At 73.0% G+C, this 24524-nt stretch carries 18 protein-coding genes; 6 read left to right on the top strand and 12 right to left on the bottom strand.

Translation table 11 applies throughout. The features are described from left to right. Positions 1–150 precede the first annotated feature (150 nt). The 4 genes from ACWGR4_RS46760 to ACWGR4_RS46775 form a co-directional block, all read right to left on the bottom strand. Positions 151–1137 (bottom strand): aldo/keto reductase, encoded by a 987-nt coding sequence (locus ACWGR4_RS46760; RefSeq protein ID WP_452133896.1) that lies wholly within the window; start codon positions 1135–1137, stop codon positions 151–153. A 75-nt stretch (positions 1138–1212) separates the two neighbouring features. Further along, positions 1213–1683, bottom strand: coding sequence for a GNAT family N-acetyltransferase (locus ACWGR4_RS46765; RefSeq protein WP_380009580.1), 471 nt, complete (start codon positions 1681–1683; stop codon positions 1213–1215). Between the two features lie 110 nt (positions 1684–1793). Then, the gene (locus tag ACWGR4_RS46770; RefSeq protein WP_380009577.1) at positions 1794–2597 is read right to left on the bottom strand and encodes a peptidoglycan-binding domain-containing protein; all 804 of its coding nucleotides are present in this window, start codon (positions 2595–2597) and stop codon (positions 1794–1796) included. 638 nt (positions 2598–3235) lie between these two features. Next, on the bottom strand, positions 3236–4153 hold the full coding sequence (locus ACWGR4_RS46775) for a MerR family transcriptional regulator (RefSeq protein WP_452133895.1): 918 nt from the start codon (positions 4151–4153) through the stop codon (positions 3236–3238). Between the two features lie 127 nt (positions 4154–4280). Here ACWGR4_RS46775 and ACWGR4_RS46780 point away from each other — a divergent pair, with 127 nt between their 5' ends. After that, positions 4281–5780 (top strand): alpha/beta hydrolase, encoded by a 1500-nt coding sequence (locus ACWGR4_RS46780; protein WP_452133894.1) that lies wholly within the window; start codon positions 4281–4283, stop codon positions 5778–5780. 111 nt (positions 5781–5891) lie between these two features. Here ACWGR4_RS46780 and ACWGR4_RS46785 read toward each other — a convergent pair whose 3' ends face one another. The 5 genes from ACWGR4_RS46785 to ACWGR4_RS46805 form a co-directional block, all read right to left on the bottom strand. Further along, positions 5892–11384 carry an ATP-binding protein gene (locus ACWGR4_RS46785; protein ID WP_452134336.1) on the bottom strand — a complete coding sequence of 1831 codons (5493 nt, stop codon included), beginning with the start codon at positions 11382–11384 and terminating at the stop codon, positions 5892–5894. Positions 11385–11689: 305 nt separating this feature from the next. Beyond that, entirely contained in the window at positions 11690–12289 is a 600-nt protein-coding gene (locus ACWGR4_RS46790) for a potassium channel family protein (RefSeq protein WP_452133106.1), read from the bottom strand. Between the two features lie 85 nt (positions 12290–12374). Next, positions 12375–13748 (bottom strand): chloride channel protein, encoded by a 1374-nt coding sequence (locus ACWGR4_RS46795; protein WP_380009863.1) that lies wholly within the window; start codon positions 13746–13748, stop codon positions 12375–12377. Positions 13749–13878: 130 nt separating this feature from the next. Further along, on the bottom strand, positions 13879–14286 hold the full coding sequence (locus ACWGR4_RS46800) for an SHOCT domain-containing protein (protein WP_380009562.1): 408 nt from the start codon (positions 14284–14286) through the stop codon (positions 13879–13881). Further along, positions 14265–15347: a LysR family transcriptional regulator gene (locus tag ACWGR4_RS46805; protein ID WP_452133107.1), complete on the bottom strand. Its 1083-nt coding sequence runs from the start codon at positions 15345–15347 to the stop codon at positions 14265–14267. The genes ACWGR4_RS46800 and ACWGR4_RS46805 overlap by 22 nt, the downstream gene beginning before the upstream one ends. A 205-nt stretch (positions 15348–15552) precedes the next feature. Here ACWGR4_RS46805 and ACWGR4_RS46810 point away from each other — a divergent pair, with 205 nt between their 5' ends. Then, the gene (locus ACWGR4_RS46810) at positions 15553–16995 is read left to right on the top strand and encodes a pyridoxal phosphate-dependent decarboxylase family protein (protein WP_452133108.1); all 1443 of its coding nucleotides are present in this window, start codon (positions 15553–15555) and stop codon (positions 16993–16995) included. Positions 16996–17147: 152 nt separating this feature from the next. Here the strand turns inward: ACWGR4_RS46810 and ACWGR4_RS46815 are convergent, their stop codons facing one another. Continuing rightward, positions 17148–18593 (bottom strand): MFS transporter, encoded by a 1446-nt coding sequence (locus ACWGR4_RS46815; RefSeq protein ID WP_452133109.1) that lies wholly within the window; start codon positions 18591–18593, stop codon positions 17148–17150. 136 nt (positions 18594–18729) lie between these two features. Between ACWGR4_RS46815 and ACWGR4_RS46820 the strand changes: the two genes are divergently transcribed. From ACWGR4_RS46820 to ACWGR4_RS46830, 3 genes are all read left to right on the top strand, one after another. Then, positions 18730–19341, top strand: a complete 612-nt coding sequence (locus tag ACWGR4_RS46820) for a TetR/AcrR family transcriptional regulator C-terminal domain-containing protein (protein WP_380009549.1) — start codon at positions 18730–18732, stop codon at positions 19339–19341. Positions 19342–19514: 173 nt separating this feature from the next. Then, positions 19515–20009 carry a MarR family winged helix-turn-helix transcriptional regulator gene (locus ACWGR4_RS46825; protein ID WP_452133110.1) on the top strand — a complete coding sequence of 165 codons (495 nt, stop codon included), beginning with the start codon at positions 19515–19517 and terminating at the stop codon, positions 20007–20009. 43 nt (positions 20010–20052) lie between these two features. Beyond that, positions 20053–20514, top strand: a complete 462-nt coding sequence (locus tag ACWGR4_RS46830; protein WP_380009543.1) for a cupin domain-containing protein — start codon at positions 20053–20055, stop codon at positions 20512–20514. 27 nt (positions 20515–20541) lie between these two features. On the opposite strand, the gene ACWGR4_RS46835 is transcribed toward ACWGR4_RS46830, so the two are convergent. Together ACWGR4_RS46835 and ACWGR4_RS46840 are read right to left on the bottom strand one after the other, a co-directional pair. Further along, positions 20542–21594: an RNA polymerase subunit sigma-70 gene (locus ACWGR4_RS46835; protein ID WP_452133111.1), complete on the bottom strand. Its 1053-nt coding sequence runs from the start codon at positions 21592–21594 to the stop codon at positions 20542–20544. Positions 21595–22096: 502 nt separating this feature from the next. After that, positions 22097–23401, bottom strand: a complete 1305-nt coding sequence (locus tag ACWGR4_RS46840; protein ID WP_380009537.1) for a sensor histidine kinase — start codon at positions 23399–23401, stop codon at positions 22097–22099. A gap of 385 nt (positions 23402–23786) precedes the next feature. On the opposite strand from ACWGR4_RS46840, the gene ACWGR4_RS46845 reads away from it, so the two are divergent. Continuing rightward, positions 23787–24440 carry a hypothetical protein gene (locus ACWGR4_RS46845; RefSeq protein ID WP_452133112.1) on the top strand — a complete coding sequence of 218 codons (654 nt, stop codon included), beginning with the start codon at positions 23787–23789 and terminating at the stop codon, positions 24438–24440. The last annotated feature ends 84 nt before the right edge of the window (positions 24441–24524 follow it).

Raw genomic sequence — 24524 nt, forward strand, 5'->3', positions numbered from 1 at the left:
TTGGGGGGGGGGGGTTATGAAAACTTCGTGCTTTACATAAACATCCCGGGGCGCTGCGGGGCCGGGGGGCGCGGCCGCCCACCCCGCCGCCCCCCCCCGCCCGCTCCGCCGGTCCCGGTCGGCCCGGACGATCCGCCGCCCGGGATCCGGTCAGTGCGCGTTGTCCAGCCGAGTGCGCTGATCCGGCGTCAGTTCCAGTTCCACGGCCGCCAGGTTCTCCGCCAACTGCGCGATGGAGGAGGCGCCGGCGAGCGGAAGGATCGGGAGGGTGCCGCCGATCTGCCAGGCGAGCACGACCTGGTTCACCGTCGCGCCGATCTCCTGCGCGACCTCCCGCAACACCGCGAGCCTGGCGGGCGTGCCCGGGTGGTCGTAATCCGGCGGCAGCGGCTTGTCCGGCCGCGCGTACGCACCGCCGAGGAGCGGCGAATAGGCGACCAGGGTCAGATCCGGCTCGGCGCGCAGGTAGCTCAACAGATCCGGACCGGCGTGACCGAGGCTGCCCTCGGGGAAGAGCGCGCCGGGTATGTCGTAGCGCGGGCGAAGATGGCTGTGCTGATACTGGAGCACCTCGTACCCCGGCACCCCCGCCGCCGCGGCGAGCGAACGGGCCCGCTCCACACGCCACGTGGCGTGATTGCTCGCGCCCAACAGGCCGACCGTACCCTCGGTCACCAACTCCCCGAACGCCTCCACGGTTTCCCGCAGCGGCACGGTCCGGTCCTCGATGTGCGCGTAGAGCAGGTCCAGCCGCTCCACCCCCAGCCGCTCCCGGCTCCGCTCCGCCGCCTCGCGAATCGCCTTCGCGGACAGGCCCTCGGGGTTGTCGATGTAGCCGGTGCCCGCCGCCAGCGGCGCCGCGCCCAGTTTGGTGGCGATGACGATCTCGTCCCCGACGCCGCGGCTGCGCCGCCACCGTCCGAGCAACGCCTCGCTCTGCCCGCCGAGTCCCCCGTCGACCCAGAACGCGTAGTTGTCGGAGGTGTCGATGAACGTGCCCCCGGCCTCGACAAAATGATCCAACACCGCGTAGGAGGTCTTCTCGTCGGTCACCGACCCGAACAACATCGCCCCCAGCGCAAGCACACTCACCTCCCGACGTGTGCCCGAATCGACCCCGATGGTGCGGTACTTCATGGTGACCCCCAACGCCGCGGCCCGCGATGTCCCGGGCCCGAGGGCACGAGTCAACAACCTGGACCGCGCTCCAGGTCAACCCGTCGGCGCCGGGGCGGGGGGAATGGCGAATCGCAGTTCCGGGCGTTCCCAGCCGACCCTCGGGGGCGACGGGGCGATGGTGCCCACGCGCGTCGCGCCCAGCCGCCGGTAGAAGGCCTCCGCCGGTGGATGGGCGACCACACGCACGGCGGTGAGACCGGCGCGGCCGGCCTCGTCGATCATGTGCTCGATCAGGAGCCGGCCGACGCCCGATCCCTGCGTGTCGTCCGCCACGAAGGCCAGATCCAACTCCGGCGGATCCAGCACGAGGGCGTAGAAGCCCAGCGGCTCGTCGCCCGCGTCGACGGCCGCGAAGACCCGATGCCGGGCGACGTAGTCGGCCGTGACCCGATATCCGGCGATGATCGAGGCGTAGTGCCCGCGGTAGGCGCCGGAGTGTCGGACCAGCGCCGTGAGCCGGTCCGCGTCCGAGGCGACGGCCCGCCTGATGGTGATCGACTGCATCCGCCGAAGCCTACCGGGCACCGAATCGGCGGCCGCGAGGTCGGTCGGGTCGGGGCCCGCGCCGGTGGGGACCGACCCGGGACCGACCCGACCGCCTCGCGGGTGGTGCGTCAGTCGACCCGGAAGCCGTGTTGGCCGGCCAGGCGGGTCAGCGATCGTTGGCCCGGGATGCCGTTGGCGTCCTGGCCGGAGTAGCCGAGGCGGCGTTGGTAGGCGGCGTAGGCGTGGATCGTGGCGGTCCCGAAGGAGCCGTCGACGTAGGCGGACGCGAGCAGGCCCTCGGCCTGGAGCGCCTGCTCGACCAGGAGCACGTCGGTGCGGTGCGCCGCCGACCCTTGGGGTGCGGGTGGGTCGAGGTGCGCGGAGTCGAGGATGTTGGCCAGGCTGACGGTCGGGATCCCGTCGCCCCCGGACGTACCGCGCGGGTCGTGCGGATCGGCGGTGGGTGGGCAGCCGTCCGGGAAGCGCGGGGCCAGGTAGCCGGTCACCCGCGCGTCGGTGCGCCGAAACGTGTGCGAGTAGACGCCGTTGCCCTGGCCGCCGTCGCCGCCGGTCGGGATCGTGTTGCCGCCCTTGGTGTACACGTGGACGTCGTCGAAGCGGACCACGATCTCGGTGTGCGCGCCGTTGCCGAAGTCGACCCAGGCGCCCCAGCTCGGGTATTCCGACCACTGGTCGTGCGCGCGGGCCCAGTTCGCGAACGCGGTGACGTTGTCGACCTTGGGCACGATGTCCGCGAGGCCGACGTCGTTGTACATGCACCAGTCGAAGATGACGCACCACGGCACGCCGTCCTCGCCGAACTCCCGTCCCCACTTGGTGCGGTTGTCGTAACCGTCGCGGGGGTTCCAGCTCTCGTATACGCCTTCCGGTACAGCTTGCAGATGTGCGATCAGGTCGTCCCATGTAGCCATGGGCGGCCCCCATTTCAGGCCGGGCGGAACGTATCTCGATGGCCGGGGTGGGAGGTCTCGTTCCGGTGGACCCGAGCACACCCCGGGCGCGTTTCGCGGCCGCGGCACGAAACGCGCACTGACGTCGATCGGGGCATACCCACTGACCTGCGACGTGTACCCCGAGTATATGTTCGATGACGTGGTGTAGTCATATGGTCGTATCATCGGACTAAGAGAACGATCACGAGAGTTGCCACCGCGCGGCGGAGTCCTCGATCGCCCATCAGTCGGCCGGCGAGCCGGCGAAGTTCCGACGGAGAGCGGGCGGTTCGTAGCTCCGGTTCCCGAATACCTCCCAGAAATCTGGGATTTCGCCGCACCGTGCACAGTGGCGAGGATGTCGACAGTGCGGTGCACGCGAGCGCGACCGCGCGGTCCGGGCGGCGACCGGACCGGGTGTGTCGCCCGTGGGCAGGCACGGGGGTTGCCGAAGCGGCGGCCTGGGGGGCGGAAGTGGCGCGCGCGCCGACGGGTCGGCGTCGTATCGAACGCGCAGGGGCCGTGCGATCCGACGGATCGACGCCTTCGGGGCGCGCGCCCTTTCGATTCGGGACGCGTGCCCTTTCGATTCGGGACACACACCACAACTTCGTCGATCAGGTCGCCGGTTCGGCGACCTGATCGTTCAGCGCGGCGCGCAACCAGGTGTCCGTGGCCCCCGGGGTGGGTTCGGCCGGGTCGGTCAGCTCGGCGGTCAGTTGCCAGTAGCGCTCGATCCGGGTCTCGCCGACGAGCAGGCCGGCCAGCCGGCGGCGGAAGGCGGGGGTGTCGGCCGTGTCCCACGAGCGGGCGTAGGCCGCGACGAAGCAGTCCAGCGCCTCGCCCGGCCGCGGCGGACGATGGGCGCGCAGCTCGGGTGCGGCGAGGGTGTGGGCTTCGACCAGGCCGCCGAAGAGTACGGCCGGCCGCGGCCCGGTCCGCGGCCGATGCGCCGCCGGCACCCGGCCCCCGGGTCCCGCGCACGGCCGGGTGACGAGCGCGTGCAGGCGGGCGAACGCCAACACCTGGGCCGGCGTCGGATCAGCGGGCGGTTGCGGCACCGAGCGGTCCACGATGGCCGTGACCAGCCGGGCCGGGAGCCGGGCGGGCAGCCAGCCCCGCCAGAACCGGGCCACCGGCGCGGTACTGGGCGGCACGGACACGGCGCCGACCAGCCGCAACCGCTCGGCCCGCTCGTCCGGCGCACAGTCCCGGAGCAGGTGCAGCGCCGCCTCGCGCCAGCGCAGCTCGGCCAGCCGCGAGCCGACCTCCCGGAGCTGCCCGGCGATGATCTCCTCCAGCGTGTCCTCACGATCGAGGAAGCGCCCCACCTCCGGCACCGGCAGGTCGAGACCGCGCAACGAGCGGATGGTCCGGAGCCGGTCCAGTGCCTCCGGACGGTAGCGCCGATGGCCACCGGCACTGCGCGAGGCCTCGGGCAGCAGGCCGCGATCGGAGTAGAAGCGCACGGTCTTGACCGTCACGCCCGCATGCTCGGCGAGCTCTCCGATGCTCCAGGTGTGGTCGGCGGACACGACTTGAACCTCCCTCAGGGGGAGTTCCTACGGTAGCGGCCCGCCCGGACCGGCCCCACGGCCGGTCGGCGCCCCGCCCGCGGGGTGTGTCGAGCGCGGATTCGATACGGAACACGAAGGGACGACCATGACGGCGTTCGTATTGGTGTCGGAGGCCCACACCGGCGGGTGGATCTGGCGGGACGTGGCCGCCCGGTTGTCGGCGGCCGGCGACGAGGCGTATCCGGTCACGCTCACCGGACTGGAGGACCATCGACAGCCGGTGGGCCCGGACATCGACCTGGAGACGCACATCCGGGACGTGATGGACCTGATCGACCGCATCGACGCGGCGCGGCCGGTGGTCGTCGTCGGGCACGGCTACGGCATCCACCCGGTGCTCGGCGCCGCCGATCGGCGCCCGGACCGGGTGGCCCGGATCGTCTACCTGGACGCCGGCCTGCCGCAGGACGGGGACCCGGCGCTCGCCGCGATCGCGGACGTGGCGACGCGCGAACGGTTGGCGACCCTGGACGGGGATCCCGCCCTCCCGGCGCCGACGACGCGCGAGGACTGGGCGCGCTGGGGCGGCGTCGCGGACCTGTCCGACGCGGCGCTTGCCCGGCTGACCCGGTCGGCCGCGCCCCATCCGGTGGGCACGCTCACCCAACCGCTGCGCCTGTCGGGGGCGGCGGCCGGACTGCCGACCACGGGCGTGTTGTGTACCGGGAACGGGGCGAGCATCGCGCTCGTCGAGTCGCTGGTGGGCATGGGGAATCCGGCGCTGCGACGGCTGGTCGACCCCCGGGTGGGCTTCTTCGAACTCGCCACCGGCCACTGGCCGATGGTGTCCGCGCCCGGGGAAGTGGCCGACGTACTGCGCCGCGCGGCGGCCGACGAGGGCCACCGCCTGTCGGCGAAGCGGGAAGAGCCGAGCCACCTCGGGCCGTTCCCGCTGGACGCCCCCGCGTGCGACCGGGAGCGGGTGGGGCGGGTCGACCTGTACCTCCCCGACGACGAACTCCCGTGCCCAGTCGTGCTGTTCGTGCACGGCGGGCCGCTGCCCGAGGGCGCCCTGCCGACGCCGCGCGATTGGCCCACGTTCGTCGGCTACGGCCGGTACGCGGCGAGCGTCGGGGTGGTCGGCGCGACCGTGGAGCACCGGCTGCACCGACCCGGCGACTACGACCGCGCCGCCGAGGACGTGGCCGCGGCGATCGCGACGGTACGGGCACACCCGCGCGTCGATCGGGACCGGATCGCGCTGTGGTTCTTCTCCGGCGGTGGCCTCCTGGCCACGGACTGGCTCGTACACCCGCCGTCGTGGTTGCGCTGCCTGGCCGCGACCTACCCGATCCTGGCCCCCATGCCGAACTGGGGCCTGGCCGACTCCCGCTTCCACCCGGCGAGAGCGGTGCGGTCGGCGGGCGAACTGCCGATCGTGCTCACCACGGTGGGCCTGGAACGCGCCGAAATCGCGGTGACGGTACACGAGTTCCTGGCGGCCGGCGAGGCGGCCGAGGCGAACGTCGAGGTGATCCACCTCGCCGAGGCCCGCCACGGCTTCGAGGCGATCGACCACACCGAGGAGACCCGAGCGGCCATCCGCCGGGCGATGCGAGTCGTGACCGGCCATGTGACGGGCTGACCCTGGGGCGTGTCTTCAATCTCCCGCCGAGCTCCACGACACCCGGCACCGCACCAGCGGCCCCGGCTCTGCGTTTCCGAAGAGCCGGGGCCGCCCCGCACGTTCCTTCGCTCAACCCGCCGAAGCCGCCGAGCCCGACTCCGCCCAGTGCGTCGCGATCGCCTCGATGATCCGCGGCCGCAACTCCCGCGCCTCGATCACCGCGTCGACCGAACCCACCTCCACCGCACGGCGGATGTCGTGGACCCGGTCGAACTCCGCGGCCACCTCGCCCAGTTTCTCGGTCCGTACCGACGAACGCAGTTCGTCCAGCTCGGCGGTCAGCGTGGCCCGCTCCGCGCCGGAGGCCGCCGCCGCGCGCGACTCCAGGTCGCGCACCCGCGGGTCGGCCGCGGTGCGCGCGTTGACGTCACCCGCGAAGACCACCGCCGCCGCGGGCGCCCCGCCGAGGACCGACGCGAACGAGCCTTCGATGGCCAGCACGGTCATGTTCGGGTTCAGCGCCTTGGAGAAGACCACGAACGCGCCGCCGTGGTAGCGCGAGATCACGCAGAACACGATCGGCCCGCGGAAGTTCACGATCGCCCGGCCGATCTCCGCGCCGTACTCCAGTTGCAACTTCCGCATCGACTCCGGCGAGCCGTCGAACCCGGACAGGTTCGCCAGCACCACCAGCGGCCGGTTGCCGGACGCGGCGTTGATCGCCCGCGCGGCCTTCTTCGACGACTGCGGGAACAGCGTGCCCGCCGTGTAGGTGGCCGGCCCGTCCGTGGGCGGGAAGCCGCGCCGCGGCACCGCCCGGGACTCGATGCCGAGCAGGCACACCGGCATGCCGCCCAGGTGCACGTCCTGGACCGCCGCCGTGTCCGCGTCGGCCATGCCCGCCCAGCGCTCCAGGACCGGGTGGTCCTGGTCGGACAACGCGCGCATCACGGTGCGGATGTCGAACGGCTTCTTGCGGTCGGGGTTGGCCTCGGCGGAGAAGATCTCGCCGACCGTGGTGAAGTCGCTGCCCTCCACCACGTGCGGGAAGCTCGACACGTCGCGGTCCGTCGGGTCGGTGGTGCCGGTCCGACGCGGCGCGAGTTCGCCCGGGGCGACATAGGTGTGGTCGTAGTGCGACATCAACACGTCGCGCGCCGCGTTCAGGTCCGGCGCCCAGTACTGCGCCTGCCCGTTCGGGCCCATCACCCGGTCGTAGCCGCCGATGCCGAAGTTGTCCTCGGCCGACACACCGCCGGAGAAGTCGAGGGCATGCTTGCCGGTGAGCACCATGGCCGAGTCGGGGGTCATCACGAGGATGCCCTTGGTGTGCATGAGCATGGTGGCCTCGGCGTTCCAGTACGGCTGTGCGCCGACGTTGATGCCCGCGACCACGATGTTGATCTCGCCGCCGTCCTGGGTGAACGTGACGATCCGCTTGAGCGCGGCGGCCACCCAGTCCATGTTCTCCGTGCCCGACTCCATCGAGATCCGCGCACCCGACGACAGCGCGTACCACTCCACCGGCACCCGCATGCGCTCCGCCAGGTCCAGCGCCGCGATCACCCGACGGCACTCCGGCTCGGACAGCGCCCCGAGCGACTTCGTCGGGTCGCCGAGCAGAACCACGCGGGTGACACCCTCGGGGTGCCGCGCGGTGGCGGTGCGGACCACACCCGCCACGATCGCGGCGGAGTTGGTGCCCTTGGGCCGCTCGACCGGCACGAGGGCGTGCTCGTCGTTCAGGTCGTACTCGACGAAGTCACCGAGGCGGTCGGTGAGTTCGTACGGGTAGACGGTGTTGCGGCTGCTCGCGCGCAGCACCTTCAACCGGTAGCCGTCCAGCGGCTCGACCGGCTCGTCCGACGGCTCGCCGATGGTCAGTTCGGTACCGCCGGCGGCGTCGAACGGGATCCGTACCGCGATCTTGGTCAGCTCGCCGGTCTGCGGGTCGCGCTGACGGGCGATGAACAGGATCTCCTCCAGGCCCGCGCCCGCGGTGGTCGGCCGCACGCGCCCGGCGATCATCTCCATCTCGGCGTGCGTGAGTCCGCTCGGCGGCCACACGTAGACCACGACCCGGTTGGTGTTGAAGCGCTTCGCCGACGGTCGCCGCGACTGGGCGCGGCGGATCGAGTCGAGGCACGTGGCGAGGATGTCCTCGGCGGTCGGCAGTGCGACCAACCTACCCTCGTGGTCCCGGAGTTCGGTGAGGTCGCGGACCTGGGCGAAGGCGACCAGGCGGTCGTCGGCGGGGTTTTCCCGGGCGACGCACTGGAAGAGGTAGACCTCCTCGTCCGAGGACGGCAGCCGGGTGAGGTCGAACTTGCTCAGCCGCTCCAACTGCATACGCTGCGCGATGTACGGGTGCAGGCCCCGGATCAACCGCTCCTCGACCATCCCGGTGTCCGACGGGCGGAACGTGAAGTGGTGGTGCATCACCGCGCCGCCGCGACCGGCCACCGTGGTGGTCAGTCGGCGGACCCGAGGCGGCAGCGGCTGCGCGGCCACCACCTCGTGCAGCGCGGCGGCCGTCGCGTCCGCGCTCTCCGGCTGGTTCTCCCAGGACAGGTAGATGTCCGCGTCGATCGGGTTGCCGTCGGCGGCCAGTTCGGCGAGGCCGCGCAGCGCGCCGCCCAGGGCCTCGAAGCCCACCGCGGCGGAGACCAGCGAGGAGCCGGCCCGCTCGGCGACCACGAATGTGCAGCCCGCGATCTCCCGGGTCCGGACGTCGGTGAGGCCCTTGTTGCCGTAGTAGCGCCGGGTCAGCACCTCCAGCATGGTCGCGTTGTCGAGGTTGTCGCGAACCAGCCGCTGCCCGAGCAGCCGGACCAGGGGCTCGGTGCTGCGCACCATCTCGGCGACCCGCTCGGCGCGGTCCGGGGTGTCCGGGTGCGCGTCCAGGTGCCGCAGGTGCTTGCGCACACCGGCGTACACGCGGGCGCGGTTGCGGCGCAGCAGCGGCCGGCCGAACCAGTCGTAGACCACGCCGCGCGCGAGGTCGGCGAGCACGGGGAAGCGGACCTGGGTCGCGGCGATCAGCCGCTCCAGGGCCAGACCCGCGGGCTCGTGCAGCGTCGCGTCCGGCGGCGCCTCGCGCAGCCAGGAGCGCAACAGGGTGGCGATGACGGCGGCGTCGGCGGAGGCGCGCTGCTGGGCGAGGAAGATCCGGAACACCGCGGCTTCGAGCTCCGGGCACGGCTCCGGCTCGGTGACGCCGTAGTGGGCCAAGGCCTTGGCCAGCTTGGCCCGGAACGCCGGGGGCAGTCCGGCGCGTTCCACGTCCAGGCTCTGCAGGTAGCTGTGGAAGTACTCGCGGGCGCTGTGCAGGTGGCCGTCGCCGCCGACGTCCTCGCCCGCGGGCCGGTTGCGGCTCAGTTCGGCGAGGTCGGTGAACATCTCGATCAGTTCGAGCTCGCGCACCAGCGGGCGGTGGCCGGCCTCGGCGGCGGCGGTGCGGGCGGCGAGGTAGTCGTCGAGCACACGGCGCTCGTCGTGCGGGTCGACGTCGAAGCCGAGCAGCAGGCTGCGCAGGTCCTCCTGGCCGCGCCGGGTGCGTGCGCGCACGGGGACGGTCTCGGGCGCGGCGGGCAGGTCCAGCTCGACGGACGCGCCGGCGGTGGTGTCCTCGGCCTCGCCGTCGTCGTCGGCGAGCGGTTCCAGGCGCAGCAGCGGGGCGCCGGTCTCCACCTGGCTGCCCACGGAGACCGAGCATTCCTTCAGGCGTGCCCGGAACGGTGCGCGCAGCACCGTTTCCATCTTCATGCTCTCCAGCACCAGGACCGGTGCGCCGGCCTCGACCTCGTCGCCGACCGCCAGGGGGGTGGCGACGACCAGGGCGGGGGCGGGGGAGCGTACGACGCCGCCCTCGTCGCGGCCGACCCGGTGGGTGACGCCGTCGACCTCGACCAGATGGGTCGGCCCGTGCGTGGCGGTGAGCAGCCGGTAACGGGTGCCGTTGACCACGATCTGGCCGGTGTGCCGGTCGAACCGGTCGAGCTCGACATCGGCGGTACGCACCACCTCGCCGACCTCGATGCCGACCCGGAAGCGGTGCGCGCCGACGCGGGCGACGCGGACGCGGTAGCCGACGCCGCGCAGCTTCAGGTCGAGCGGTCGGCCGCTCTCGTGCTGGACCTGCGGTCGCCCGCCGAAGGCGGTGGAGAACAACCGCTGGCGTTCGGCACGCTCCTCCTCCTCGTACGCCTCGATGGCGGCGGCGGCGAGTGCGACGGCGGAGTGGCGGTGCGAGACGAGTCGGCCCTCGCCGCGCACGCGGTCGATCCAGCCGGTGTCGGCGCTGCCGTCGATCAGCTCGGGCTGGTCCAGCAGGTCGAGCACGAAGCTCTTGTTGGTGGCGCCGCCCTCGATGATCACCGTGGTCTGCGCCATCGCCCGCCGCAACCGGCCCAACGCCTCGTCGCGGTCGTGCCCGTACGCGATGATCTTGGCGATCATCGAGTCGAAGTCGGCGGGGATGGTGTCGCCCTCGCTGACGCCGGTGTCCACGCGGATGCCGGGCCCGGCCGGCAGGTCCAGGCGGGCGATCCGGCCGGGGGAGGGGGCGAAGTCGCGGTCGGGGTCCTCGGCGTTCAGGCGTGCCTCGACGGCGTGGCCGCGCTCGATCGGCGGGGCGCCTTCGAGCCGGCCGCCGCCGGCGATCCGCAACTGGGCCTTGACCAGGTCGAATCCGGTGGTGGACTCGGTGATCGGGTGCTCGACCTGGAGGCGGGTGTTGACCTCCAGGAACGCGAACAGTCGGTCGCCGGGGTGGTAGAGGAACTCGACGGTGGCGGCGCCGCGGTAGCCGACGGCCAGCGCCAAACGTTCGGCGGACGCCTTGAGTTCGGCCACCTGGTCCGGCGCCAGGACGGGGGAGGCGGATTCCTCGACGACCTTCTGGTTGCGTCGCTGGATCGAGCAGTCGCGCACACCCAGCGCCCACGCGGTGCCCTGGCCGTCGGCGATCACTTGGACCTCGACGTGTCGGGCGCCGGTGACCAGGCGCTCCAGGAACACGATGCCGCTGCCGAACGCGCGCGCGGCCTCCTGGCTGGTGCGCTCGTAGGCGTCGACCAGCTCGGCGTCGCTCGTGATCACGCGGATGCCGCGTCCGCCGCCGCCGGCGGTGGCCTTGAGCATCAGCGGGTAGCCGATCTCGGCCGCGGCGGCCAGGGCCGCATCCAGGGTCTCCACCGCGCCGCGGCTCCACGGGGCGACGGGGACGCCGACCTCTTCGGCGATCAGCTTCGAGCCGATCTTGTCGCCGAGTTTGCGCATGGCCTCGGCGCTCGGGCCGACGAAGGCCACGCCCAGTTCGCGGCACAACTCGGCGAACGCCGGGTCCTCCGCGACGAAACCCCACCCGACCCACGCGGCGTCGGCGCCGGTGGCCACCAGCGCGCGCTCCAGGGCCTTCAGGTCCAGATACGGGCGCGCCGACGCCGGCCCCAGGTCAAACGACAGATCGGCCTCGCGCACGAAGGTGGCCGTACGGTCGACGTCGGTGTACAGAGCGACGGTCTCGATCCGGGTGCCGGTCTCCGCGGCCAGCTCCCGGACGGCGTGGATGAGCCGCATCGCGGCCTCCCCGCGATTGACGATGGCGACACGACTGAACACCCGACCGAACCTCCTGCAAACCAACGATTGTGCTCGCCGCGACGATGCGGCGACCCCCGACAGTGTTCACCATTCCGTGAACCGGTCGGCAACGCCATGTCGCGGGCAGTGCACACTGAGCGGCGCCAGTTGTAGGAAACATCCAAAAGGGCCGAACACCCCCGGCCCGACCGGGGTGGATCCGACGGGCGAAAGATGCCGGTTTCCGGGGTTTGGTCCCTGGCTTGAAGTACACGGTCGATGTGGACTTCGATACATGCGCCGGCGAGGGGCGCCCGGACTCGACTTCGTCCCGTCGGACGGGACTAATCGATGGTGTCGGCGGCGTCGACGTGGCCATCGGCGCCCGCGGGCGTCGAGTGGCGGCGCAGGCCCTGTTGTACCGCGCCCAGAACCACCCGGGCGATCACGCCGACGGCGATCAGGTTCACCACCATCTGGACCATCGCCACCACGCGCGCGCTTTCGCTCTTCGGGGCGATGTCGCCGAAGCCGACGGTCGCGAAGACGGTGAGGGTGAAGTAGAGGGCGTCGGTGCGGGTGAGCGCTTCGGTGAAGGAGTCGGGTCGCTCGCGGCCGATGACGAAGTAGGTCGAGGCGAAGAGCAGGAGCAGGAACGGCAGTGAGACGGCCAGTGCCTCGACGGCGCGCACGCGCGGCCGCTCGGCGTGGGCGATGAGGTTCACCTGCCACACCACGAGGGTCGCGAACACGACGAGTCCGACGGCGAGTCCGATACCGGTCGCCGTGTCCAGACCCCGGTCCAGCGGCAGCACGTAGTAGAGGGCGAGCAGCAGGGTCGACGAGCCCAGCGCGCGCAACCCGCCGAACAGCGCGATGCGGCGCGTGGTGGGGGCTGGGGCGAGGTGCTTGGTGGCGCCTTCGGTCGGGCCGTCGAGCGTCACGATCCGCCTCCTCGGGGCTCCTCCTCGCGGCACACTCTAGATGGGCCCAGGGGAGATATCGGGGCAAAACGCTGCGTGTCGCGAGTCAGGACGGGTCGGCCGAGGCCGGAGCGGGTGGGCGGGGTGCCCACCGGGCGCGGGTCAGTTCGCCGACGACGAAGGCGACGACCGACGCGACGACCAGGACCGGTACCTGATCCGTGCCGTGATCACCGAGCAGCAGTACGGCGAGCACGGTCGCCGAGACCGGCAGCCGCAGTGTGGCCGAGCCCGCCGCCGCCAGACCCACCGCGAGCCCCGGCAGGGTGCCGAAGCCGGGAAGGTCCTGGCACAACAGCGCGGTGGCCGCGCCGAGCAGCAGCACCGGGAAGATCGGCCCGCCGCGCAGCGAGCCGAGCGAGACGGACCAGGCGAGCCCCTTGCACAGGACGAGCATGAACAGTGCGGACGTCGCCCACGAATGCGGGTTCGCCGCCAGCGTGGCCAGCGTCGACTGTCCCGAGAGCGCCGCCTCCTCGGGCGAGCGGCCCGTGCTCGCCGCGTATCCGGCCACCAGCGCGCCGACCACGATCGCGCACATCACGATCCGGCGGGTCGGGTGTGGCACCGTCCAGTCGGCGACGTGGCGACCGAGCGTCATCAGCAGCACCACCCCGCAGCCGATCACCGCCGCCAACGGCACACCCCACAGGAAGTCGCCCGCCCGCAACGGAGTGCTCGGCGGCAACGAGGGCAGCGCCAACCCGCCCGTGGCCAGGCCGCTCCACGCGCCGAACCCGGTGAACACCACCGCTCCGATGCCGCTCGCCAGCAGACACGGCAGGATCAGCGCGATCAGCCGGGGACCGCCGAACCCCGCCGCCTCGATGAGCAGTACGGCCGCGACCAGCGGGCTGCCGAACACGGTGGCGATCGCGGCGGCGGACCCGGCCGCCGCGAGCACCGCGACCATCTCGGGCGCGGCGGCGCGCCGGGCGCTGCGTACGGCGGACAACGCGAGGGCGCTGCCGATCGCCATCAGCGGGCCCTCCGGGCCCAGGACCGCGCCGAACGACAGGCTCGCCAGCGCCGCGACGACCACGCCGGGCAGCGCCGACGGCAGGATGGGCGGGCCGCCGAGCCCGTTCACGGGCAGATGCCCCCCGGCCCCGGGCAGCCGGGCGGCGACCCCGGCCACGACCAGACCGGCCACGGTGAGCAGGGGCAGCGGCCACCACCACGGCGCGACGGAGTAGCCCATCTCGTGCGGCAGGTGCTCCCACAGGCCCTTCTGCATCGCGTGTTCGAGCGCGACGAAGCCGAAGGCAGCCAGGGAGACGGGAACACCCACGACGGCGGCGACCAGCAGCAGTAGCAGATAGCCGGGTCGCAGAACCTCGGGCGACCCCCGCGTCGCGGACGCGGACGGTGCCCGGTCGGGTGGATCGGGTGGTGGCTCGGGCGGGGTACTCAAGGTCACTCCGGGGGTGCGGCAGCGGAACGGCCATGCCCGTCCATGAGTACACACGGTGACCGCTGCCGCACCTCGGAGTGATTCCTTCGGGTCCGTCGGGGCGGGCTCGGGCGCGCCGACGCGCGCCCGGCGTGGCTCAGCCGAGCACCTTCTGCTTCGCCTGCTGGAACTCCTCCTCGGAGATGGCGCCGTTGTTCCGCAGAGCGGCGAGTTTGTCGAGCTGCTCGACCGGACTGGCGCCCCGGTTCGTTTCGCCTGCGGAGCCGGCCGCGTCGCGGATGTACGCCCGGACCGCCGCGTCGTTCTCCTTCGCCTGGGCCACATCGCGCCGGCTCATCGACCGGCCGCGCACGATCAGATAGACCAGCACGCCCAGATAGGGCAGCACGATCGTGAACACGAGCCAACCGGCCTTGCCCCAGCCGCCGAGGTCGTGGCTGCGGAAGATGTCGGTGATCACCTTGAACAGCAGGAAGAACCACAGCACCCAGAGGAAGAGCCACATCATCGTCCAGAACACGTTCAGCAGCGGATAGTCGTCCACGGGAACTCCACTCTTCGCAGTGCTGCGACCGGCGTCGTCGACGCACGGACGCGGGGGTTGCGAGCGGGCATCGATACGGGCTCGCAATTCAGACTTACCACCGCTTTCCGCTGCCGGCATCCCGTACCGCGCCCGGGGCATCTCCTGTCGGGCGTATGGGTTTGCGATCGTGGCCGGCCGGGTGCCGGACGAGTTGCGGCCGGTGGGGCGTACGACCGGCTCGGCGGGCGCGGATCTTCGGCGACGCCTACGCGGACTACGTCCGGGAGTACATCCTGGGCCCCGCCGGGATGACCCGCACCGGGTTCGCCCCGCTGGAGGTTGGCAGACCGACCCGACCCGACCCACGCGCACGCGTACGAGGAGCCGCAGGCGGACGGCCGGCGTCTCGACCCGACCGCCGTCCAGGTCGGCGGCCCGGCGCCGATCGCGGCCAGGGTGTCCTGGTCGGTGGTGAACGTACGGCCCACCACCGGCTCGAACCCGGCCGCCCGACACGCGCCGACGAGCAGGTCGACCAGGTGCGGATTGTGCTCGCGGGGGACGATGCGCAGCGGCAGCGCGACCACCAGCGGGTCGCGCCACACCGGCACCAGGTCCAGGTCCGGCGCCCGGTCCACTCCGCGCACCAGCGCCGCGTCCAGCGTGCCCTCGCGCACCTGGCGCAGCCGGTCGGCCGGCGGCAGGCTGACCAGCTCGACGCCGGTCTGCGGGGCGCCCTCGGCCAGTGCCGCCAACAGCCGATCCAGCCGGGTGCCCAGCCCGACGTTGGTGCCCAGACGCAGGACCGCGGCCTCCTCGGCGCGCAGGGCGGCCATCGCCGCCAGGCCCGCGCGTTCGGCGGCGAGCAGCGCGCGGGCGTGCGGCAGGAACGCGTCGCCCGCCGCGGTGAGCGTGACACTGCGTGTGCTGCGGTCGAACAGGGTCACCGCCAACTCGCGCTCCGGGCGCCGGATCTGTTGGCTGACCGTGGGCTGCACGATGTGCAGCCGCTCGGCGGCCCGCCCGAAGTGCAACTCCTCGGCCACCGCCACGAAGTACCGGATCTGGCGCAGCTCCATGCCCCGTGCCTCCGCACCGCGCGTCGTTCGTGATCGTCGACGAGTGTACGAACCCGGGCCCGCCCGGGCGGCGCGGTCACACGGATGCCGCAGGGGCGGGCATGATCGCCGCCCGGTAGGGAACTCTCCGCACCCGTCCGTACGCGCAATCGCAGGGCGTCCGCGGCGTGGAGCGGGCGCCGGCCGTCGTATCCGGAGGCACACCATGGACACTCGTCGCCGGCTGACCGAGGCATTCGACACCGTGTCCGCGTGGGCCGACGCCCATCGGGAGGCCCCGCCCGACGGGGCCGGCGAGCGCGCCGGGGACCGGTTCGAGGCGCACCTGGCCGCGCTGGCCGAGCATCTGCGCGGCGGCCGGCCGCTCCCGCACCCCGCGTACGCCGGGCACCTGGTCAAGCCGCCGCACCGGGCCGCGGTGGCCGGTCGGCTCGCCACCTCGCTGGTCGGGCCCGAGGAACGGGTGTTCGACGGCGATCCGACCACGGTCGCGCTGGAGGAGGAGGTGATCGCCGACCTCGCCGCGATGCTGGGGCTGCCCACCGCCCACGGACACCTCACCTCCGGCGGGGCCATGGCCAACCTGGAGGCGCTGTGGGCGGCCCGCGAGGCGCACCCCGACCTCGGCATCGCGCACGGCGCCGACATGTACCCCGCGCACGAACACATGTGCGCCGTGCTGCGCACCCCCGCGTACCCCGTGCCGACCGACGCGGCCGGGCGGATGGACCCCGACGCACTGGCGCGGGAACTGCGTCGGGAGCGGGTCGGCACCGTCGTGGTCAGCGCCGGAACCACCACCCTGGGCGCGGTGGACCCGATCGCCGACATCCTGCCGCTGTGCCGGGAACGCGGGGTGCGGGTGCACGCGGACGCCGCCTACGGCGGGTTCTTCACGCTGCTCGTGGACGCGGACGAGCTGCGCGCGACGCCCGCGGCCCGGCATCTGCGCGCGCTCGCCGAGTGCGACTCCGTGGTCGTCGATCCGCACCGGATCGGCCTGCACCCCTCCGGCTGCGGTGCGGTGTTGTTCCGCGAGCCGGTGACCGGGGTCGGCGCGCGGCGGGATCCCCGGGCGGGCGACTTCTCCTCCGACGTGCCGAGCCCGGGCGAACTGGGCCTGGACCGTGCCCGCCCCGGCGCCCTCGCCGCGGCCCTGTGGTTGACCCTGCGCGCCCTCCCGCTCAGCCCCGAGGGGGTCGGCTCGGGGCTCGCGGCGGGCCTGCGCGGCACTCGGCAATGGTGCGAACTGATCGAGGCCGAACCGGAGTTGATGCTCTTCCAGCGACCCGAGCTGGACATCCTGACCTATCTGGCGCTCACCGGCGAGCGGCACCCCCGGATGTCCCAGGTGGAGGCATCCAGCGGGTACATCCTGCGGGCCGGCACCGCCGGTGCCGAACCCCTCGCGCACCCGAGCCACCTGAGCACACTCTCGGTCCGGGTCCTGGACTTCCTGCGCCGCCACCCCCGGGCGGTCGCCGATCGCAACCGCACGCGGGTGTTGCGCAGCGCCCTCCTGGACCCCGCCGCCGAGTCGCGTGTGCACGACCTGCACGCCCGGATCACCGCGCTGGCCGTCGCCGCGCCGCGCCGGGCGAGCGGCCCCGAGCCGGGCGCGGCGGAGCCGGTGACGGCGCTGCCGTAGCGGGTTGCGGTACCGCCGTCGCGCCACGTACGGGCCCTCCCCGCCGGGCCGGGCCGGGCACCGGGACTCGGACCGGGCGCGGGGCCGACCGGTGCGATCCGGGTGACGTGTCGGCGCGGGTGTGACCCCGGCGGGGAGGGCGACTTCGGGCGTCAGGGACGCGGGGGGCGGGGCAGGAGCAGGGCCGGCGGGACGACGAGCAGGATGAGGAAGCCGTCGACCGCGAATGCGGTGTGGTAACCGTCCAGCACGGCGGCCGGGTCGGTCGCGGAGTCCTGGGCGGCGACGGTCACCAGTACGGCCAGGCCGAGCGCGCCGCCGAGTTGGCGGGCGGTGTTGAGCAGACCGGACGCGGCGCCCGCGTCGCGGGCCTCGATGCCGGCCGTCGCGGCGACGGTGACGGGCAGCAACATCAGGCCCACCCCGGCGCCGGCCACGACCGAGCCGATCACAAAGCGCACCGGGAAGCCGCCGTCGGCCGGGAGCCAGGCCAGGAACAGCACACCCACGGCCGCCGTCACCGCGCCGCCGGCCAGCAGCGCGCGCGGGCCGAGCACGGCGATCAGGCGATGCGCGGCCATCCCGGCGGCGAGCATCGTCACGGTCAGCGGCACCATCGCCCCGCCCGCGCGCAGCGCCCCGTAGCCGAGGATGCCCTGGAGGTAGAGGGACATGAAGTAGAGCGTGGCGGTCATCGCGGAGCCCAGCACGAGCATCATCAGGTTGCCGAAGCACAGCGCGGGCAGCCGCCACATCTTCAGCGGCACCAGGGGGCGGGCCGCGGCACGTTCGATCAGGACGAACGCGACGGTGCACAGTGCGGCGCCGGCGAACGTGCCCAGGACGCCCGGCGAGGTCCACGAGTGGGTGGTGGTACGGGAGACGGCGTAGCCGAACAGGCCGGTGGCGCCGGTGACGGCGAGCGCGCCGCCGACGTCGATCCGGCGCCGCTCGCCGGGGTCGGCCGCCGGGGTGGGCGCGAGGCCGAGGCCGGCGGTGAGCAGCAGCGCGACGCCGACGGGTGCGTTGACCAGGAAAACCCAGCGCCAGCCGAACTGCTGGGTCAGCACCCCGCCCAGGACCAGTCCGGCCGCGGCGGCGACACCGCCGGTCAGGCTCCACAGGGTCAGCGCCCGGCCGCGGCGGATCGGGTCGTGGGCGTAGCCGGCGGCGATCAGGCTCAGGCCGTTCGAGGCGAGCGCGGCGGCGCCGAGCCCCTGGGCGACCCGGGCCACCAGGAGGGTAGTGGTGTCCTGCGCCACGCCGCCGAGCACGCCGGCGGCGGTGAAGATCAGCAGGCCGGTCTGGAACATCCTCTTGCGGCCGAACAGGTCGCCCGCGCGGGCGGCGACCACGAGCAGGCCGCCGAGGGTGATCAGGTAGGCGTTGACCACCCACTGCTGCCCGGTGTCGCTCAGGTCGAGCGAGGCCCGCAGGTCCGGCAGGGCCACGGTGACGATGGTCGAGTCGAGCACGACCATGAACTGCGCCACGCAGGCGACCAGGGCGATCACGTCGCGCCGGGCCGGGCGGGTCGGGCGTGGGGCGGGTTTCGCGAGCGGGGGCGCGGCGTCCGGTCGACCGGGACTGTTCGCCATGGGGACTCCTGGGAGTGGTGGATAGCATGGAGGCAGATGGAAACGCCGTTCACCGTGAACGATGTTCACAGTGAACGTTGTTCACGTTAGGATCGGATCACGAGTGCTGTCAACGGCACGGAAGCGGGAGTTCTCGATGTTGCGACGGCCGGATGTGGTCAAGGGCGCGCTCGACCTGCTCGACGCCGAGGGGCTGGACGGCCTCACCATGCGCAAACTCGGTACCGCGCTGAATGTGCAGGCGGGGGCGATGTACCGGCACTTCCCGAGCAAGGAGGCGCTGCTCGACGCGATGGCGGAGCAGCTGCTCGAAGGTGTCGCGGCGCCGTTGCCGGAGGCGCCCTGGGACGAGCAACTGCGGCTGCTCGGCGGCCGGTTGCGCGGCGCGCTGCTCTCCCGGCGGGACGGCGCGCGGGTGGTCGCGGGCACCTACGTGCCGGACGTCAACACCAACTCCACGGGCCGGTTGGCGGTGGAGGTGCTGTGCCGCGCGGGCCTCGCCCCGGAACAGGCCGGGTGGATCACGTTCGCGATGTTCTACTACGTCCTGGGCCACACCATCGAGGAGCAGGCCCAGTCCCGCCTGGCCGAATCCGACGACTGGGCCACGCGCCGGGCCGCCGCGGGGCCCGAGGAGTCCGCCGCGTTCGAGAAGGCGATGTCGGCGCTGGTCGGCGCCGACCCGGCGGAACGCTTCGCCTACGGCCTGGACGTCTTCCTGGACGGCATCGCCCAACGACTGCCCTGACGCCCGAATCGAGCGGTCGAGGGGTCCACGGCGTCCTCTCTGCCTGCCCGAACGGCCCTTCGGTAGATGAGAGTCGTGGATCGGGCGGGCGTCAACCAGGGTTCCGGCATTTCCCGCCGTACGAGTTCGGTATTGTAAATTTATTGTTCACTGGTTAACAGTTGGGAGTGGATGTGCTGCTTTCCCTGGCGGAGGTGCGGGCGCGGTGGGCGGCGGAGCATCCCGGGCTGGATACGTCGCCGATGGAGATCGTCGGGCTGATTCGGCGGATCCATCTGTTGCACGAACGGGCGTTGCGTCCGCTGCACGAGGCCGCGCCGGTGACGCCGCCGGAGCTGGATCTGCTCATTCCGCTCCGGCACGCGCCCGGGCCGGTGATCGCCCGGCGGCTCGCGGCGAATCTGGGCGTCTCGCGTGTGGCGGTGAGCAAGAGCCTGGCCCGGCTGGAGGAGCGCGGTCACATCCGACGTACGCCCAGCGCGGTGGATCGCCGGTCCGTGGAGGTGGTCATCACCGACTCGGGTCGGGCCGCCGTCGACGCACTCTTTCCGCGCCTGTTGGCCCGCGAGGTCGAACTGCTGGCCGGGCTCGGCGAGGACCGCGAGGCGGTCGTCGCCGCATTGACCCGGCTGGCCGAGGTGTTGGCGGCCGCCGATCCCGATCGGTGACCGCTCCTCGCATCCGTACCCCTTCCAGAGACGGGACTTTCTCATGACGGACGAGCGATTCGTCAAGCTCCACCCGGGCGAGCGGCGACCCGGGCGAGTGCCGCTGCCGCCGCCCTTCCGGGTGATGGCGCGGACCGAGGACACCGAGGGACGCCTGTCGGTACTGGAGGTGACCCTGGTTCGGGACATCCCGCGGCACACCCACCACCGCGCCGACGAACTGATCTACGTGCTGGAGGGCGAACTCGGAGTGCACTTCGACGGCGAGGACACCTCCGTGCCGGCGGGGTCGTTCGTCCTCCTGCCCAAGGGAGTTCCGCATGCGCTGAGTCGGGTCGGCCAGGCCCCGCCACGGGTGCTCCAGATGTCCTCGCCCGGCGGGTGGGAGTGTTTTCTGGAGGACATGTTCGAGGCCGGCCCCGACGTGCTGCATGCCGACGGCGCGCTCGACCCGGGCCGGATCAACCCGATCGCGGCTCCGCACGGCATCGAATACGAGGTCTGACGAGGACGCCTCGGCGCGCGGGCCTGGTCAGTGGCCGGCGACGCGGCCGGCGCACTCGTGGTTGGCGGCGGTGATGTCCGGGATTGTGCCGAGGCCGATCGTGGTGAGCAGTTCCGGGCCGAAGGTGATGATTTCGGTGATCAGGCCGTTGTCGATGCGCAGTACGTCGAGGGTCGTCGCGGTGAACACGCCCAACCCCGGCCGGCGGACGTAGTGGCCCACCGCGGGTCGGCGGTTCATCGCCAGCGGCAGCGCCTCGCGGTCGGCATGCCCGGGGGCGTCGGTGGGGATGGGCCGGCGCATCTCCACGATGGTGCGGCGGCCGGTGTACACGAGCCGGGCCGGGGGGATCGCCTGGCGGGCGTCCGCGTGCAGCAGCGCGGCCAGTGCCGCCGGGTCGGCCCGGCGGGACGCGGTGACGTAGCGCTCCAGGCAGGTGAGTTCGGCGGCGTCGGGCCCGGTCGGCCGGTCGCGATTCGCCGCGTCGCGGTCGGGCAGTTCCTCGCGCAGGGTTCGTCGGGCCCGTTGCAGGGCGCTCTTGACGCCCGCGACGTTCATACCCAGCGTGTCGGCGGTGTCCGCGGCCGGCCAGTGCACGACGTCGCGCAGGATCAGCGTGGCGCGTTGGCGGGGCGGTAGGTGCTGGAGTACGGCCACGAAGGCCGGGTCGACGGTGTCGCGGTCGGCGGCGGCCCCGCCCTCGAGTTCGTCCGGGAGGGGCTGGAGCCAGGTGACCTCGGCGAGGGCCGAATGCACCGGTTCACCCGCGCCGTTCGTGGCGATCGCGATCTCCCGTCGGCACTGCGCCAAAGAGGCCGGCGCGTCCAGGCACGCGTTGGTGGCGATCCGGTACAGCCACGACCGGAACGGCGCGTGCCCGGTGAACCCCCGGCGCGCCCGCCAGGCCCGCAGCAGGGTCCGGTCGAGGACGTCCTCGGCGTCGGTGCACGAGCCGAGCATGAGATAGCAGTGCACGCGCAGATCGTTGCGGTGGTACTCCGCCAGTCGTACGAACGCCTCCTCGTCCTCGGCCCGAACCGCTGCCAGGACCCCACGCGCTACATCGTCGGACGTACTCACATCAACCTCACAGCCTCCGCCGACCCCCCTCGGAGCGCCGAACGGTCCAGTCGTGAGCCCGATTTCCCGGCACGCGGCCCCCGCCCCCGACATCCGGTACGCCACGGCCTGCGCCCGGGAGCCGGCGGGCCGGCGGGACCGCCGAAGCCGTCGGGACCACCCGGCCGGGCGGTCGACCCGGCGGGCGGCGGTCTGCGCCGCGCCTGCCGGCAGACCGGCACCCGGCGGCGCCGACGGTTCGATGCGGACGGAACTCCCCCGTGTGAGCTCCGGTCGGGCACACCGGGGGACGGCGGCCCCCAGGTACCGACCGCCCACCGGTGTATGCGCACGACGGTAGGCAACCGACGCGTGTCCGAGCGTCAAACGCTCGGTGGGGATTCGGGGAGTACCAGGGATGCAGAGGTGGGCCGCGACCGTCAACCAGCGTGGTAGGCAAGCCCGGGCGTTCCGGGACGTATCCGTCGTGCTCCCGGCGTTTCCGCGTCCCCGTCGCGCCCGTTCAGCCGCGCCAGTCGGGGCCCTTCGGCGGCAGCGGCACGCTCGCGAACACCCGGAATCCGCCGCCCGGGCACGGGCCGACCTCCAGCGTGCCGCCGTGCAGCGCCACCCGCTCCCGCATGCCCGTCAGGCCGTAGCCGCCGACCACGCCGGTCGCCGGGATGTCGCCCGCGCCGTCGTCCACCACCTCGATCAGGACGCGATCGGGCAGATGCCGAACCTGGACGCACGTGCGCGCGTTGCCCGCGTGTTTGCGGGTGTTGGTCAGCGCCTCCTGGACGATCCGATACAGCGTCAGACCCGTGGCCGGGGGCAGCGGTTCACGCTCGCCGTGCTCGCGGTACTCCACCGGGAGGCCGGCCGCGCGGGACTCGGTGATCAGCCCGTCGATGTCGTCCATCCCGGGCTGGGGCTCGGAAGGTGCCTGCTCGGGACCGTCGTCGCTGCGCAGTACGCCGAGCAGTTGGCGCATCTCGCGCAGCGCGGCGCGCCCGGACGACTCCAGGGTGAACAGCGCCTCCCGGGCGGTGTCGGGCTGACGTTCGAGGGTGGCCCGGGCGCCGCCGGACATCAGGTACATCGTGGTGATGTGGTGCGCGACGATGTCGTGCAACTCCCGGGCGATCCGCCGGCGCTCCTCGGTGACGGCCCGATCGGCGAGCAACTGCCGGTTGAGCGCGACCTGGCCCTGCCACTTGGCGGTGCCGAGTCCGACGCCGACGATCAGGAGGGTGGCCAGCAGGTCGGCGCCGACCATCTGGACGAATGTGTCGGAGTCGTACGAGTCGCGCAGCGCCTGGACGGCCAGCGCACCGCAGCCGGCGATCCAGAGGTCGCGGGTACTGCCGAAGCGGGCCACGGTGTACAGCGCGACCAGAAGGGCGCCGCCGTAGGAGTGTGTGGTCGCGGTGGTCATCACGACCAGGAAGCTCTGGGTGACGACGACCGCGGCGAGCACGCGCATCGGATGCCGGCGCCGCGCGGGCAGGATCATGGCGGCCACCAGGGCCAGCGCGATGCCGACCGGTACGCGCCTGGGCTCCATGCCCTCGTCCGGGATGAGGTAGGCGAGGGTGTCGATCACGCCGGCGGCCAGCGATACGAGCAGGTTCACGCGGTGCCGCACCAGGAAGGCGATCGCACGGTTGGCCCGGAGTCGCTGCCAGGCGGCGGCGCCGGGCTTCGGGACGGTGCGCCGGCGGTGCGCGGGTGCGCGTGGATCGCGCCTCGCGACACCCTTCGTCACGCGCGGTGCGGCGGCGGGTGCCGGCGCGGGGGGCGCCGCCAGGCCGTGATCGGACCCCATGCTCGGGTCTCCTTCGATTGTGCAGGTGGACGGTGAGCGTGGTGGGTGGGGGTCGGGGGCGGGTCGGGGCGTGGTAGTGCGGGGCGAGCGCCGCGCGGGTGCCGGGGCGCGAGTATGGAGCGTCCGTTCCATTTCACCGCCTTCGGCGGCCTCGGCGGGCCGTTCGGCAGACGATCTCGACCCGGGACCGGGGTCCGGCGTCGATGCCTGACCGGGACTCAGGTCCGGGGTCGGGGTCATCCCTGGGGCCGACCGAGGTGGGGTGAATCCGGGCGGATCGGGGTGGGGCAGGGGTACCACGGGCCCGGTCGCTGCCCGCCCCCACCCACCGCCGGCCGGTGTCGTTTCGGTGCCCGCCGAAGTGTTTCCGGGCCACGATGGCCGCATGACGTCGCGAAACCACGCCCTGCTCACCGATCCCGCCTACACGATGCCGGTCGTACCCGACGCAGCGCCTGCGGGCGTCGCATGGTTGCGCGCCACGGTCGCCCGATTCAGCGCCGGCGCCGTGCACGAGCGGCGGCGGGCCCTGGTCGTCGCCGACCTGGACCGGATCGATCCGCAGCACCTCCGGGAGCGGGCCGCGCGGGACGGCCGCGGGCCGGTCGAGGTGTTGGCCGAAGCGCTGGGCCTGCCCGGCGAACTCGCCGCGAGCATCGCCGCCGACGTCGCGGTGGTGGCGACGGCCTACCAGCCGCACACCGCGATCACGGCCGAGGCGGACCGGGCCGTGGCGCGCCTGGTCCGGGTGTGCGGCGGCGTCGCCGACGAGGCCACCGCCAACCGCATCGGCCTGCTCGTCCAGGCGTGCGACGCGACCAAGGCCCTGGTCGCACACCTGGCCTCCGGCCGCAGCGACCCCCCGGTCCCCCGCACCCGCCGGGTGGCACCGGACGGCACCATGATCGAGATCGACCTCACCGAGACCCCCTACGGCCTCGGCCCACACGCCTGCCCCGCCCACACCCACGCCCAATCCCTCGCATCAGGCCTACTCGAAGCCCCCACCCCACAACCCACCGGGCCCAACCCGACCTGACCCCCACCGGCGCGTCAGCGCCCCCGACCCGGACCACCCCCGGGATCGACGCGCGCAGCGCGGAGAGCGGCGGACACGAGTCCG

The organism is Embleya sp. NPDC055664 (assembly GCF_053618075.1).